Raw genomic sequence first — 13316 nt, 5'->3', positions numbered from 1 at the left:
TTGAAATGGAGGGTAGCCTATGGAATATGAAATACGCTCAGATACAGGACGGAAACGTACGGTGAATGAAGATGACGCCGCCGTATTCGTACATTCTGAAAAGCGTACGATCCTCGCAGTCATTGCAGACGGAATGGGCGGCCATAAGGGCGGAGATTATGCTAGCGCCACTGCAGTGCGTATGATAGGCGAGCAATTCATGTCCGCTGACAAAGAAGTAGTAACGGAGCAAGATTGGATTGACTTGCTGTATGATGCAGTAGTAGATATTAACCAGTTTTTGTACACAACTGCGCAGAAAGATGACACGTATAAAGGCATGGGAACTACGCTAGACCTCGCGCTGATCTTGGATAATCACTGTGTTGTTTTTCATGTAGGAGACAGCCGGATTTATCAAGTGACAGGCAAAGCGATTCGTCAAATTACGAAAGACCATTCATTTGTGAATGTGTTGCTTGATAGCGGTGAAATTACGGAACAGGAAGCTGAAGTGCATCCACAGCGTAATTGGATTATGAAAGCGGTAGGCTCGGAGAAATCCATTGTACCTGACCGCTACACATTTCCTTTACTGTCACACTCGTATTTATTACTTTGTACAGATGGTTTAAGCAATAAGATCGAAAAGGAAAAAATGCTTGATATCATATTGAATGAAGATTCATTGGCAAACAAAGCGGATGAGTTTATAGACTTGGCGAATCAGCGCGGTGGGGAAGACAATATTACCGTAATACTACTGGCTATTCCTGAAATTGAGGTGTCTCCCGTATGATTGGAAAACGAATCGGTAAACGATACGAAATTATTCGGGTGATCGGTGACGGAGGTATGTCCAGAGTTTACTTGGCGCACGATATCATTCTTGACCGTGATGTAGCGATCAAAGTATTGCATTATGATTTTAGCAATGAAGAGGAATTAAAAAAACGATTTCAGCGGGAGGCACTTTCCGCTACTAGCCTAACACATCCTCATATAGTAAATATTTTTGATGTCGGCCAAGAAGATGAACTTCATTACTTAGTAATGGAATACATAGCTGGCAAAACACTGAAAGACTACATTCATACTCATGGCGCATTATCGGCAGAACACGCCGTGTCTATTATGAAGCAACTTGTATCTGCCATATCACATGCTCATCATAACGGTATTATTCATCGTGACATTAAACCTCAAAATGTACTGATGAACGGCGAGGACGATGTGAAAATAACAGACTTTGGAATTGCGATGGCCTTGAATTCTACGGTACATACGAAGACGAACTCTGTTATAGGAACTGTCCATTATCTGTCTCCTGAGCAAGCTAGAGGCGGTATGGCGACGAAACGATCAGATATATATTCACTCGGTATCGTATTTTATGAATTACTGACAGGGGAATTACCGTTTTCAGCGGAAACAGCGGTAGCGATTGCGTTAAAGCACTTACAAGAAGAAACACCATCTGTCCGTGATCAGTATCCTGAAATACCTCAGAGCGTAGAAAATGTCATTTTAAAGGCAACAGCTAAAGATTCAACCTATCGCTATGCGACTACAGATGACATGTATGATGATTTACTAACTGTTTTATCTCCTGAGCGTTTGAATGAAAGTAAATTCGCCTTACCATTTGATGATGATAAGACAATGGCTATTCCCGCCATTAAAGACGTTCCGAAATCCACTGTTGCGGAAGATACTATGAAAATAGCTCCTGCAAAACCCGAACCAGTAGCACCTACGAAAAAGAAAAAGAAGAAATGGCCGTTTGTATTAGTGGGTGGCATTTTACTTCTAGCGTTTCTGACATTTTTATTGGTTATGATGATGAAACCAAAGGAGATCATCGTACCTGAAGTTGTAGGGGAAGAGGAGCTTGTCGCTACAGAGATACTTGAAAAAGAGGGCTTTGTCATAGATGAGCGTTTTGAAGAGACGTCTGATGAATACACAGTAGGACAAGTAATTAAAACAGTACCTCAAGCAGGAAAGAAACGTAAAGAGGGAGACGGCGTAAAATTATTTATCAGCTCCGGGAAAGATCCGATGGTGCTTAGTGATTATACGGGTCGTAACTTTGAAGCGACCAAACGCTTTTTAAATGGATACGGATTTTTACCCATTGAATCAGTTGAAGTCTTTTCTGACGAGCCAAAAGGAACTATTCTGAGCCAACAACCTGAAGCAGATCAGTCTGTCATTCCTGAAGAAACGGAGTTGATCTTCACTGTCAGTAAAGGCAAAGAGTTGCAATCACTTGATGATTTATCGGGTATGTCCGCTAAACAACTAGAAGAGTATGCGAAAAAATCCGGCCTGAAGATCCACATTGTCAGGGAAGAACATTCGGATAAAGTCGATAAAGGATATGTTATTTCTCAGAAGCCTTCGAAGGGAGAAAAATTGGAAAAAGGGGAACGGGTGGACGTTGTGATTTCGAAAGGTCCTGCGTCCAAGCCGATTAAGTTGTTAGTGAAGACTGTGACAATTCCATATAACTATCCTGAAGAATCAGTTGATGAAAATGAAGATGATGAGGAAGAAGAAATAGATTCAGAAATAGATCCGAAGCCTCATCCTGAACTCGTTCCTCAGAAAGTCCAGATTTATGTACAGGATCGCACGCACACAATGAATGATCCCATCGAGGAGTTTGAGATTACTGAAGATACGACACGCAAGGTTACGATCGAACTTCGAGAAGGAGAACGCGGAGGATACAAAATTATGCGTGATCAAACAGTGATAGAGGAAGATAAGTTCAACTATACAGATTTGGAATAGAGGAGGAGTTCGATGGCTGAAGGCCAAATTCGTAAAGCAATCAGTGGGTTTTATTACGTAGAGCATAATGGGGATTTAATTCAATGTAAAAGCCGTGGTGTTTTTCGATTAAAGAAAATTAGTCCCTTGGTGGGGGACTTCGTTACGTATGTTCCTGACGGAGCCAATGATGCGACGATTACAGATGTTCATCAGAGGAAAAGTGAGTTAGTCAGACCGCCTATAGCCAATGTAGATCAAGTGTTGCTGGTCTTTTCGGTTGTGGAACCAAATATGAGTCTTCGTTTACTAGACCGTTTCTTAACGGTCATTGAATCACATCAGTTAGAACCGATTTTGTATATTTCTAAAGAAGATATTGCGGATCCCAAAATATTAGAAGAGAATGAAAAAAATCTCGCATATTATCAACGTATCGGATATACGGTTCTGCGCAATGTAGAGAATAAACATTCATTGCTTGAAACACTTCGTCCGTATTTTAGCGGTAAAACCACCGTCCTTGCAGGTCAGTCAGGTGTGGGAAAATCCACGTTATTGAATACGATATTACCTGAACTACAACTAAAAACCGGTGTGATTTCGGATGCGCTTGGACGAGGGAAACATACTACACGTCATGTAGAGTTACTGGAAGTGGCGGGCGGTTTGGTAGCAGATACACCTGGCTTTAGTTCTTTGGATTTCGAACATATCGAAAAAGAAGAACTGCGGGATTATTTTGTGGAGATTTCTGAAGCAGGTGCAGGTTGTAAATTTAGAGGATGTCTTCATGTGAAAGAACCTGGTTGTGCAGTTAAAGCACAGGTGGAAGAAGAAAAAATTTCAGAAGGTCGCTATAAGAATTATTTGTTGTTCTTGCAAGAAATTATGGATAGAAAGCCGAGGTATTGATTATGATAAAAATTGCGCCATCTATTTTAGCAGCAGACTTTGCAAGGCTTGGTGAAGAAGTGAAAGAAGTAGAAAAAGCTGGAGCCGAACTAATTCACATTGATGTAATGGACGGACATTTTGTACCGAATATTACAATGGGCCCTATTGTCGTCGAGGCGTTGCGTCCATTGACGGAGTTACCGCTTGACGTCCATTTGATGATTGAAAATCCGGACGCTTATATTGAGGACTTTGCGTCAGCGGGTGCGGATTATATTACTGTACACGTAGAAGCATGCCCTCACCTACACAGAACATTGCAATTGATCAAATCGACAGGTGCAAAACCAGGTGTTGTGTTAAATCCTCATACACCGGTTGAACATATCATGCATGTCCTGGAAGATATTGATATGGTATTGTTCATGACAGTCAATCCAGGTTTTGGCGGACAGTCGTTTATCCATTCGGTCCTACCAAAAGTGAAACAACTCTCTGATATCATCAAAGAGCGTAATCTATCTATTGAAATCGAAATTGATGGCGGTATTAACGAAGAAACCATCAAACCTTGTGTGGAAGCAGGTGCGACTATTTTTGTTGCAGGTTCTGCAATTTACGGAAAAGAAGACCGCACAAAAGCTCTTCAAGCTATTAAATCAGCAGGCGAGAGTGTGATGGCGAAATGAAGTATGCCATCGTGTGTGCAGCAGGTCCTATAGAAGAAGTAGTTGACTTAGCTGAATACGATCAAGAAGATACTGTGTATATCGGGGTAGACCGTGGTGCGTTGTATTTATTGGAAAAAGGGATTCAGCCCAATGAAGCAGTTGGCGACTTTGATTCTGTGACTGAAGAGCAGTTTAAGCAGATCAACTCGAACGTAGAAATTATCCATCGTGCGAATGAAGATAAAGATGAGACAGACACAGAACTGGCTGTACAGCGAGCGCTTGCGTATCAACCCGATTATATTATATTAACTGGCGTGACGGGTGGTCGCCTGGATCACTTACAGTCTGCTTTGCATTTATTGTATCGTATGCAAGCAGGAAATCCTAAAGTGAAATTCAAGATACACAACACTACAAATGATATTCGTGTCATGCTACCTGGCGTGAGACGTGTAAAGAAAGATTCACGCTTTCCGTATACTTCCTTTTTCTCGTTTGGCCCCATCGTGACAGGGTTGACGCTGACAGGGTTCAAATATGAAACGGTGAATGAACGATTAGAAATGGGTGTAACTCGTTTTACAAGTAACGAAACAGTGGCGGATGTTTGTACTATCTCTTTCCGTGAAGGCATATGCTTAATGGTAAGGAGTTCAGATTCCTGAAAGGAGTTGGGGGATTTGCGAGTATACACATTCACGCTTCCGAAGTTTGTCAGTAACATCGTGAGAAAGTGCGCAGTAGCTTTTCAAAAGGACAGCCGTACTAAATCGACTGTTGCTGCCAATTCAAAAGCCGCCAAGACAAAAAAACGCAAAAAAGAAAAATCACAAAGCGCCTAAAAAGGTGCTTTGTGTTTTTTTGAATTTTAGATAAGCAAAAAAGCACCGGTGATTCCTCGAACAACTGTCGAGGTTAACCGGCGCTTTCAGCTTTTAATCATTATACTCGTTGTACTTTGCCTGATTTTAAAGCTCTTGCAGATACCCAAACGCGTTTAGGTTTGCCGTCGATTAGGATTCTAACTTTTTGAAGGTTAGCGCCCCAAGTGCGCTTGCTAGAGTTCAAAGCGTGAGAACGAGTGTTTCCAGAACGAGCTTTACGTCCAGTAATAACACATTGTTTAGCCATTTTAGTTCCTCCTCGTGAATTATTTAGCGATTCACGTTACAATTCGCATACCATAGTACTTTATCATAAGCGTCGAATCGATGCAACATTTTATTTTGATACTCTCAAGGTTTTTTCCTTTACACTATATTTTAACGGTTTCAATACTTTCATTCCTGATGAATTCCCGTATAATGTACGTATGATGTGTCTAGAGATGGGGGAGGAGAAGAGGAATGTCAATCGAACTGAAAAATGAGCATGGTACAATTGATATTACAAATGACGTAATTGCACAAGTAGTCGGAGAGGCTGCGGTCGAGTGTTATGGAATTGTAGGGATGGCTTCTCAGCATCAAATTCGCGATGGGCTTACAGAAATTCTTCGCAAGGAAAACTATTCTCGTGGCGTAATTGTACGTAACGAGGGCGATGCATTCCATATCGATATCTACGTCATCATGAGCTACGGCACGAAAATCACTGAAGTGGCCTATCAAGTACAATCTAAAGTGCAATATATAGTGAAAACGACGTTGGGGCTATCAGTAAGTTCTATAAATATTTTTGTTCAGGGAGTTCGTGTAACGAACGTGTAAAAGGAGGCCTTTAAGTCAATGACTTCAATCAATGGATTGCAATTTGCGAAGATGGTAGAAATGGGTTCGCATCATCTTCATCAAAATGCGGATTATGTGGATTCTTTAAATGTATTCCCGGTGCCAGATGGTGATACGGGAACGAATATGAATTTATCCATGACATCCGGTGCGAAAGAAACAGAAAGAAATGCTCAGGAACATATCGGTTTGACGGCACAGGCATTTTCAAAAGGGTTGCTTATGGGTGCTCGTGGGAATTCTGGTGTGATACTATCCCAGTTATTCAGAGGATTCAGCAAGCAAATTGAGAATGAAGCAGAAGTCAACGTCAAGCAATTTGCGGATGCACTTAAATACGGTGTGGATACAGCTTACAAAGCCGTTATGAAACCTGTAGAAGGAACCATTTTGACCGTTGCCAAAGATGCAGCTAACGCGGCAGTTGAGCATATAGAAGATTCATCAGATTTAACGGCATTACTAGAAATTATTGTGGAAGAGGCTAAAGCTTCGCTGAAGCGAACGCCCGATCTATTGCCGGTGTTAAAAGAAGTAGGAGTAGTAGACAGTGGTGGACAAGGTCTCGTATATGTATATGAAGGATTTTTGGCATGCCTAAAAGGTGAAGACTTACCTGAGAAGGTAGTGATGCACTCAATGGATGACTTAATTATGACAGAGCATCACCGCAGTATACAAGGTTTCATGAACTCAGAAGACATCGAGTTCGGCTACTGTACGGAATTTATGGTCAAATTGGATTCAGGTAAGTTGCACGATCAGCCATTTGATGAAGCTACATTCCGTCAAGATTTAAGTGAACTTGGTGACTCACTACTCGTCATTTCAGATGATGAAGTAGTAAAAGTACATATTCACACTGAAGAACCTGGAGATGCTTTGTCTTATGGACAAAAGTATGGTTCATTAACAAAGATGAAGATTGATAATATGCGTGAGCAACATAGTGATATTATGAATCGGCACGAAACGTCAACATCGAAACCGGTTCAGCATAAATACGCGATTGTAACGGTTACGATGGGCGAGGGCATCGCAGAACTTCTGAAAAGTATCGGCGCATCTGCCGTGATTGAGGGCGGACAAACGATGAATCCTTCTACGGAGGATATTGTTAAAGCGATTCAGGAAATCGGTGCAGAAAAAGTATTGATCTTGCCAAATAATAAAAATATTATCATGGCTGCTGAGCAGGCGGCTGAAGTATTGGAGATTGAAGCGGCAGTTGTAGCGACAAAATCCGTTCCAGAAGGCTTAGCAGCCATTTTAGCATTCAACCCTGAAGCAACAGTAGAGAAGAATGCGAAAGCGATGTTACAAGCGGCTTCTGCTATTAAAACTGGTCAGGTCACTTACGCTGTTCGTGATACATCGATTGATGGTGTAACGATCCATAAAGATGATTTCATGGGAATCGCTCAAGGCAAAATCACTAGTTCCGATTCTTCCTTGGAAAGTGTGACAAAGAACCTTATTTCATCCATGATTGATGAAGAAGATGAAATCGTCACGATTATCTATGGTGAAGATGTGACCTCTGAAGAAGCAGAAAAAGTTAGTGAGTATGTTGAAGAGCAATTCGAGCATGTAGATATAGAATTATACGCTGGAAAACAACCGCTCTATCCATATATTATCTCTGTTGAATAAATACATCACGTTGTCCTGCAAGTAGGGGCAACGTTTTTATTTTCCTGTCTTTTCATGGTAAACTGAAAAGAAGAACACTCGTTTTCTAACTAGATATGGAAAGGAGGTAATTTTACATGGAGAACATCTTGAAAAATAGTGTAGGTACAGTAAAAGGAATCGGTAAAGCAACAACTGAACAATTTGAAAAACTGGGAATTTTGACGATTGAAGATTTGTTGTACACTTTCCCGTACCGCCATGAAGATTTTCGTATGAGGGATTTGACTGAAACGCCACATGGTGAGCGCGTCACGGTGGAAGGTCGGGTAGAGTCCGAACCGACCGTGTTTTATTCTGGAAAAAATCGTTCAAGAATGCAAGTCCGTTTATTGGTCGGCCATCATTTAGTAAAAGCAGTGTTTTTCAATCAACATTATTTAAAAGACCGTCTAGTTACGGGAATGCAAATAAATGTTACTGGCGCATGGGATCGAGGCCGCCAGTCAATAACGGTGAATCGTCTACATACCGGTGAGCAAACTGATTTTGAACCGGTTTATAGTTTGAAAGGAATTATGCATCAGAAAACGTTTCGGCGCTATATGCGCACTGTGATAGATTTAACGGCTGGTGTTATAGAAGAGACACTGCCGCAGGAAATGCTCGAAGTCTACAAGTTGCCGTCTATTACACAAGCTTTAGAGATGGTTCATTTCCCGACTAAGACTGAAGACGTCAAGCATGCTCGTAGACGTTTTGTTTATGAAGAATTATTACTGTTTCAGTTAAAAATTCAAGGGATGAAAAAACTGCGTAAAGAGCAAGAAAAAGGACTTGTTATTCAATATGACTTGGATTTGCTGAAAAAGTTCATCCATACGTTGCCGTTTGAATTAACGAATGCGCAAAAACGTGTGGTGAATGAATTATGTGCAGAGTTGAAATCACCGCTCCGTATGAACCGTTTACTGCAAGGAGATGTGGGATCAGGCAAGACAGCTGTGGCAGCCATCGCTCTGTATGCAGCGGTGACAGCAGGGTTCCAAGGGGCGTTAATGGCACCGACAGAAATATTGGCTGAACAACATGCGGAATTATTAGCCAACTGGTTCGAACCGTTTGGTGTGACTGTCGCATTTCTTGCTGGATCTACAAAAGCGAAAGCGAGAAGAGAGTTACTGGAACGGTTAGAAGTCGGGGAGATTGACTTGCTCATCGGAACGCACGCGCTCATCCAACCTGAAGTACAATTTCATAAACTGGGCTTTGTCGTGACGGATGAACAACACCGTTTCGGAGTGCAACAACGTCGTGTCTTGCGTGATAAAGGTTTAAACCCGGATGTATTATTCATGACTGCGACCCCTATTCCTAGAACGCTAGCCATTACGGTATTTGGTGAAATGGATGTTTCGGTTTTAGACGAATTACCGGCAGGACGGAAAGAAATTGAAACCCATTGGTTAAAAGAAGAATCCTTAATACCTGTGTTACAGAAGATGGAGAAAGAGTTACGTGCAGGAAGGCAGGCGTATGTCATTTGTCCATTGATCGAGGAATCCGATAAGTTGGATGTCCAAAACGCAGTGGAAGTACATGCAGAATTGAGTAACTATTTCGCTGGTCGGTATACGGTAGGTTTGATGCACGGTCGATTGCCTTCAGCTGAAAAAGATCAGGTCATGCGGGAATTCAGTGAAGGACAGTCAAATGTCCTTGTTTCCACTACAGTTGTAGAAGTAGGCGTCAATGTGCCGAACGCAACTTTCATGCTGATTTATGATGCAACAAGATTCGGTCTAGCTCAGTTACACCAATTAAGGGGACGTGTAGGACGAGGATCCGATCAGTCATATTGTGTATTGCTCGCTAATCCGTCTACAGAAGAAGGAAAGATGCGGATGCAGTCGATGACAGAAACGAACGATGGATTTATTTTAGCTGAAAAAGATTTGGAGCTACGCGGATCAGGGGATATTTTTGGCAAGAAGCAAAGTGGAATGCCAGAATTCAAAATGGCAGACTTGATTCATGATTTTAAAGCACTCTCTATAGCGCGTGAGGATGCGGAACGCTTGTTGAATTCAGATGCGTTTTGGACAAGTGATGAATATGCTACATTACGCGAACGTCTAGAGCAGTCAGGCGCACTCACTGATAAGCGTATAGATTGATAGATGTGTAACGTAGTATATAAGATAACCTCTTGCAATCTGATTTACCTCTTTATATACTTAGTATTAATACCAAGTGCTAATCTGGAGGGGTGTAGTAATTGAGAGTTCCGAAACAGGAGAGGCAACAATTACTTGTAACGCTGCTTAAAGAAGATCCTTTTCTAACAGATGAAGACATTGCCAGGCATTTTTCTGTGAGTATTCAAACCGTCCGGCTGGACCGATTAGAATGTCATATTCCGGAATTGCGAGAGCGGTTGAAATCCGTAGCGTCACAACAAATGTTAGGTACAGTGAAGTCTATGCAAGCAGAAGAAATATTTGGAGAAATTATTGATGTGGAATTGGATGATAAAGCAATTTCAATCTTTGATGTACAAGACGTGCATGTGTTCAAACGAAATGGCATAGCCAGAGGTCATCATTTGTTTGCGCAAGCGAACTCATTGGCTGTAGCGGTCTTGGACGATGATTTGGCTTTGACAGTTCGTTCTTCACTGCACTTTCAAAAGCCAGTAAGAGCCGGTGATCGTGTAGTGTCTCGTGCTACTGTGCGCAAGGAAACCTTGAAAAATAAAAGTACGGTCGTCGATGTCCTGTCAACAGTAGAGAGTGATCCTGTTTTTTCGGGAGAGTTTCAGATGTACCGTACAACAAAAAAAGGCGGGTAATTACATATGATTATTGCAGTAGATGCAATGGGTGGAGATAACGCACCCGGAGAGATTGTCAAAGGAGTATTGCAGAGCCTTCATGCATTTGATGACATAACGATACATATATTTGGTGATGAGCAAAAAATGGCACCATTCCTCGAAACACATCCACGCCTCCAAGTAGTACACTGCTCTGAAGTCATTGAACCTGATGATGAGCCCGTGCGTGCGATTCGAAAGAAAAAAGATGCTTCCATGGTCCGTATGGCGCAAGCGGTAAAAGATGGAGAGGCTCAGGCGTGTGTGTCAGCTGGTAATACAGGTGCTCTTATGTCGGCAGGACTCTTTATCGTAGGTCGCTTAGATGGTATTCAAAGACCGGCACTGGCACCGACGTTACCCACCATTGACGGCAGTGGTTTCGTGTTGTTAGATGCAGGAGCGAACTCAGATAGTAAACCGACACAGTTAGCACAATTTGCCGTCATGGGTAGTATCTATGCAGAGAAAGTGCGCGGAATCGACAAGCCCCGTGTAGGGTTATTGAATATTGGAACAGAAGCTGGAAAAGGTAATGAGCTGACAAAACACGCCTATGAAGAGTTGCAAGCTGCACCCATCAACTTCGTCGGTAATGTGGAGTCGCGTGATTTGTTGAATGGCGTGGCAGATGTCGTTGTCACGGACGGTTTTACAGGAAACATGGTGTTGAAAACTATTGAAGGTACTGCGATGAATGTGTTTTCCATGATCAAAGATGTGTTCATGTCTTCATTGAAAACCAAACTTGCCGCTGGCTTAGTGAAAGATGATCTAAAAGGTTTGAAGAAGAAGATGGATTACTCGGAGTATGGCGGAGCGGGTTTATTTGGCTTGAACCATCCGGTCATCAAAGCGCATGGTTCATCAAATGCCAACGCGCTTTTTAATGCAGTTCGCCAAGCAAGAACCATGGTACAATATCAAGTATGCGAAACGATTAAAAAAACAATCGGAGAGGAAGAGGAATCTTGAGTAAACTGGCATTTGTTTTTCCGGGACAAGGCTCACAAGCTGTAGGGATGGGGAAAGTATTCACAGAGAAGAACGAGGCATGTAAGGAATTCATGCAAAAAGCTGATGAAGCTCTTGGTTTTGAACTGAGCACATTGATGCTCGAAGGCCCTCAAGATGAATTGACGTTGACTTATAATGCTCAACCGGCTCTACTTACGGTGGGTGCGATGATCGCAGCACGTTTGGAAGAAGAAGGCATTATGCCAGACTATACAGCAGGACATAGTCTAGGTGAGTATACAGCTCTTGTTGAATCCAAAGTTCTTTCATTTGAAGATGCAGTAGTGGCTGTTCATAAAAGAGGTCTGTATATGAATGAAGCCGTACCAGCAGGTAAAGGTGCCATGGCGGCCATACTTGGAATGGATCGTGACGTATTGGAGTCGATTACAGCGAACATTACGGAATCGGGACATCCTGTACAACCAGCCAACTTAAACTGCCCCGGTCAAATCGTTATTTCGGGTGCAAAGGAAGGCGTGGATAAAGCATGTACAGCCTTGAAGGAAGCGGGTGCGAAACGTGCATTACCATTGAATGTAAGTGGACCCTTCCACTCTGTTCTCATGCAACCAGCCGCAGGAGAATTACAAAAGACACTTGAAGGCATCGATATGAAGGATGCAAGAATTCCTATCATTGCAAACGTTACAGCAGATGAAGTAACGAAGCAGGATGAAATAAAAAAATTACTTGTTGAACAATTGTACTCACCTGTACGCTGGGAAGAGTCTATTGAAAGATTACTTGAATTGGGTGTTACTCGTTTCATTGAGTGTGGACCAGGAAAAGTATTGAGCGGATTAATCCGTAAAATAGACCGTACAGCAAAAGTATATCCAGTATACGATGAAGAAACGCTTGAGAAGTTGCTTGAAGAAGCGAAAGGATGGTCATGATGGGAAGATTCGATGGGAAAACGGCAGTAGTTACAGGGGCGTCCAGAGGGATTGGGCGCACTGTCGCTTTACGCCTAGCTTCGGAAGGTGCTAAGGTAGTCGTGAATTATAGTGGTAGCCAAGATCGAGCAGAAACGGTCGCAGCGGAAATTCGTTCTGCGGGTGGAGAAGCACTCGTCTTTCAAGCGAATGTCTCTGATGCTGATCAAGTGAAAGCCATGATGGATGAGACGATTAAGCAATTTGGTAGCATTGATATCCTCGTTAATAACGCTGGCATCACGCGAGATAATTTATTGATGCGCATGAAGGAAGACGAGTGGGATGAGGTATTATCGATTAACTTAAAAGGTGTATTCCTATGCACAAAAGCTGTTACGCGCCAAATGATGCGTCAGCGTGCAGGAAGAATCGTTAATATGGCTTCGGTCGTAGGTGTTGTAGGAAATGCTGGACAAGCAAATTATGTGGCGGCAAAAGCGGGCGTCATTGGTTTGACGAAAACAACCGCAAAAGAATTAGCGGCACGTAATATTTTAGTGAATGCCGTCGCTCCAGGATTCATTACAACCGATATGACAGATGAATTGGGCGATGATATGAAAGAGCAATTATTATCAACGATTCCTTTAGGCAAGCTTGGAAGTGCGGAAGATGTAGCGGGTGCCGTCGCATTCTTACTATCCGATGAAGCGAAATATATTACCGGTCAGACCATTAATGTAGACGGCGGCATGGTGATGTAAATGAACTACTTCTCCTAAAGCGCTGTTTATGGTTGCGTAACGAGGGGACTACCCTCTATAATTCAATAGTAACTAATGAGCCGACTATG

The 13316-nt window shown here is 42.4% G+C and carries 14 protein-coding genes; 13 read left to right on the top strand and 1 reads right to left on the bottom strand.

Annotated features, from left to right (window positions below):
• Positions 1-19: 19 nt before the first annotated feature.
• The 6 genes from H605_RS0100200 to spoVM are packed head-to-tail and all read left to right on the top strand — an operon-like array spanning position 20 to position 5170.
• Positions 20-778 (top strand): Stp1/IreP family PP2C-type Ser/Thr phosphatase, encoded by a 759-nt coding sequence (locus tag H605_RS0100200; protein ID WP_029052339.1) that lies wholly within the window; start codon positions 20-22, stop codon positions 776-778.
• Positions 775-2778 carry a Stk1 family PASTA domain-containing Ser/Thr kinase gene (gene pknB, locus H605_RS0100195; protein ID WP_029052338.1) on the top strand — a complete coding sequence of 668 codons (2004 nt, stop codon included), beginning with the start codon at positions 775-777 and terminating at the stop codon, positions 2776-2778. The genes H605_RS0100200 and pknB overlap by 4 nt, the downstream gene beginning before the upstream one ends.
• 12 nt (positions 2779-2790) lie before the next feature.
• The gene (gene rsgA / locus H605_RS0100190; RefSeq protein ID WP_029052337.1) at positions 2791-3672 is read left to right on the top strand and encodes a ribosome small subunit-dependent GTPase A; all 882 of its coding nucleotides are present in this window, start codon (positions 2791-2793) and stop codon (positions 3670-3672) included.
• Positions 3673-3674: 2 nt separating this feature from the next.
• Positions 3675-4343 (top strand): ribulose-phosphate 3-epimerase, encoded by a 669-nt coding sequence (gene rpe, locus H605_RS0100185; protein WP_029052336.1) that lies wholly within the window; start codon positions 3675-3677, stop codon positions 4341-4343.
• Positions 4340-4993: a thiamine diphosphokinase gene (locus H605_RS0100180; RefSeq protein WP_029052335.1), complete on the top strand. Its 654-nt coding sequence runs from the start codon at positions 4340-4342 to the stop codon at positions 4991-4993. Before rpe ends, H605_RS0100180 begins: the two co-directional genes overlap by 4 nt.
• A 6-nt stretch (positions 4994-4999) precedes the next feature.
• Positions 5000-5170 (top strand): stage V sporulation protein SpoVM, encoded by a 171-nt coding sequence (gene spoVM, locus H605_RS19680; RefSeq protein ID WP_376781836.1) that lies wholly within the window; start codon positions 5000-5002, stop codon positions 5168-5170.
• Between the two features lie 100 nt (positions 5171-5270).
• Here the strand turns inward: spoVM and rpmB are convergent, their stop codons facing one another.
• On the bottom strand, positions 5271-5459 hold the full coding sequence (gene rpmB, locus H605_RS0100170; RefSeq protein ID WP_029052334.1) for a 50S ribosomal protein L28: 189 nt from the start codon (positions 5457-5459) through the stop codon (positions 5271-5273).
• Positions 5460-5674: 215 nt separating this feature from the next.
• On the opposite strand from rpmB, the gene H605_RS0100165 reads away from it, so the two are divergent.
• From H605_RS0100165 to fabG, 7 genes are all read left to right on the top strand, one after another.
• Positions 5675-6037, top strand: coding sequence for an Asp23/Gls24 family envelope stress response protein (locus H605_RS0100165; RefSeq protein WP_029052333.1), 363 nt, complete (start codon positions 5675-5677; stop codon positions 6035-6037).
• An 18-nt stretch (positions 6038-6055) separates the two neighbouring features.
• Positions 6056-7711: a DAK2 domain-containing protein gene (locus H605_RS0100160; protein ID WP_029052332.1), complete on the top strand. Its 1656-nt coding sequence runs from the start codon at positions 6056-6058 to the stop codon at positions 7709-7711.
• Between the two features lie 116 nt (positions 7712-7827).
• The gene (gene recG / locus H605_RS0100155) at positions 7828-9867 is read left to right on the top strand and encodes an ATP-dependent DNA helicase RecG (protein ID WP_029052331.1); all 2040 of its coding nucleotides are present in this window, start codon (positions 7828-7830) and stop codon (positions 9865-9867) included.
• Between the two features lie 101 nt (positions 9868-9968).
• Positions 9969-10541, top strand: a complete 573-nt coding sequence (gene fapR / locus H605_RS0100150) for a transcription factor FapR (RefSeq protein WP_029052330.1) — start codon at positions 9969-9971, stop codon at positions 10539-10541.
• 6 nt (positions 10542-10547) lie between these two features.
• Positions 10548-11540, top strand: coding sequence for a phosphate acyltransferase PlsX (plsX, locus tag H605_RS0100145; RefSeq protein ID WP_029052329.1), 993 nt, complete (start codon positions 10548-10550; stop codon positions 11538-11540).
• Positions 11537-12481 carry an ACP S-malonyltransferase gene (fabD, locus tag H605_RS0100140; protein WP_029052328.1) on the top strand — a complete coding sequence of 315 codons (945 nt, stop codon included), beginning with the start codon at positions 11537-11539 and terminating at the stop codon, positions 12479-12481. The genes plsX and fabD overlap by 4 nt, the downstream gene beginning before the upstream one ends.
• Positions 12481-13227 carry a 3-oxoacyl-[acyl-carrier-protein] reductase gene (gene fabG, locus H605_RS0100135; RefSeq protein ID WP_029052327.1) on the top strand — a complete coding sequence of 249 codons (747 nt, stop codon included), beginning with the start codon at positions 12481-12483 and terminating at the stop codon, positions 13225-13227. Before fabD ends, fabG begins: the two co-directional genes overlap by 1 nt.
• Positions 13228-13316 lie beyond the last annotated feature (89 nt).

Origin of the sequence: Sporosarcina ureae DSM 2281, from assembly GCF_000425545.1 — a bacterium.
Lineage (GTDB): Bacteria > Bacillota > Bacilli > Bacillales_A > Planococcaceae > Sporosarcina > Sporosarcina ureae.
This window is presented reverse-complemented; position numbering and strand designations above follow the sequence as displayed.

Bases quoted from the DNA above. Each gene is read 5' to 3' on its own strand.
- pknB (WP_029052338.1), top strand. From the start codon at position 775: ATGATTGGAAAACGAATCGGTAAACGATACGAAATTATTCGGGTGATC.
- H605_RS0100160 (WP_029052332.1), top strand. From the start codon at position 6,056: ATGACTTCAATCAATGGATTGCAATTTGCGAAGATGGTAGAAATGGGT.
- plsX (WP_029052329.1), top strand. From the start codon at position 10,548: ATGATTATTGCAGTAGATGCAATGGGTGGAGATAACGCACCCGGAGAG.
- H605_RS0100180 (WP_029052335.1), top strand. From the start codon at position 4,340: ATGAAGTATGCCATCGTGTGTGCAGCAGGTCCTATAGAAGAAGTAGTT.
- rpe (WP_029052336.1), top strand. From the start codon at position 3,675: ATGATAAAAATTGCGCCATCTATTTTAGCAGCAGACTTTGCAAGGCTT.
- recG (WP_029052331.1), top strand. From the start codon at position 7,828: ATGGAGAACATCTTGAAAAATAGTGTAGGTACAGTAAAAGGAATCGGT.
- fabG (WP_029052327.1), top strand. From the start codon at position 12,481: ATGGGAAGATTCGATGGGAAAACGGCAGTAGTTACAGGGGCGTCCAGA.
- rpmB (WP_029052334.1), bottom strand. From the start codon at position 5,459: ATGGCTAAACAATGTGTTATTACTGGACGTAAAGCTCGTTCTGGAAAC.
- H605_RS0100200 (WP_029052339.1), top strand. From the start codon at position 20: ATGGAATATGAAATACGCTCAGATACAGGACGGAAACGTACGGTGAAT.
- rsgA (WP_029052337.1), top strand. From the start codon at position 2,791: ATGGCTGAAGGCCAAATTCGTAAAGCAATCAGTGGGTTTTATTACGTA.
- H605_RS0100165 (WP_029052333.1), top strand. From the start codon at position 5,675: ATGTCAATCGAACTGAAAAATGAGCATGGTACAATTGATATTACAAAT.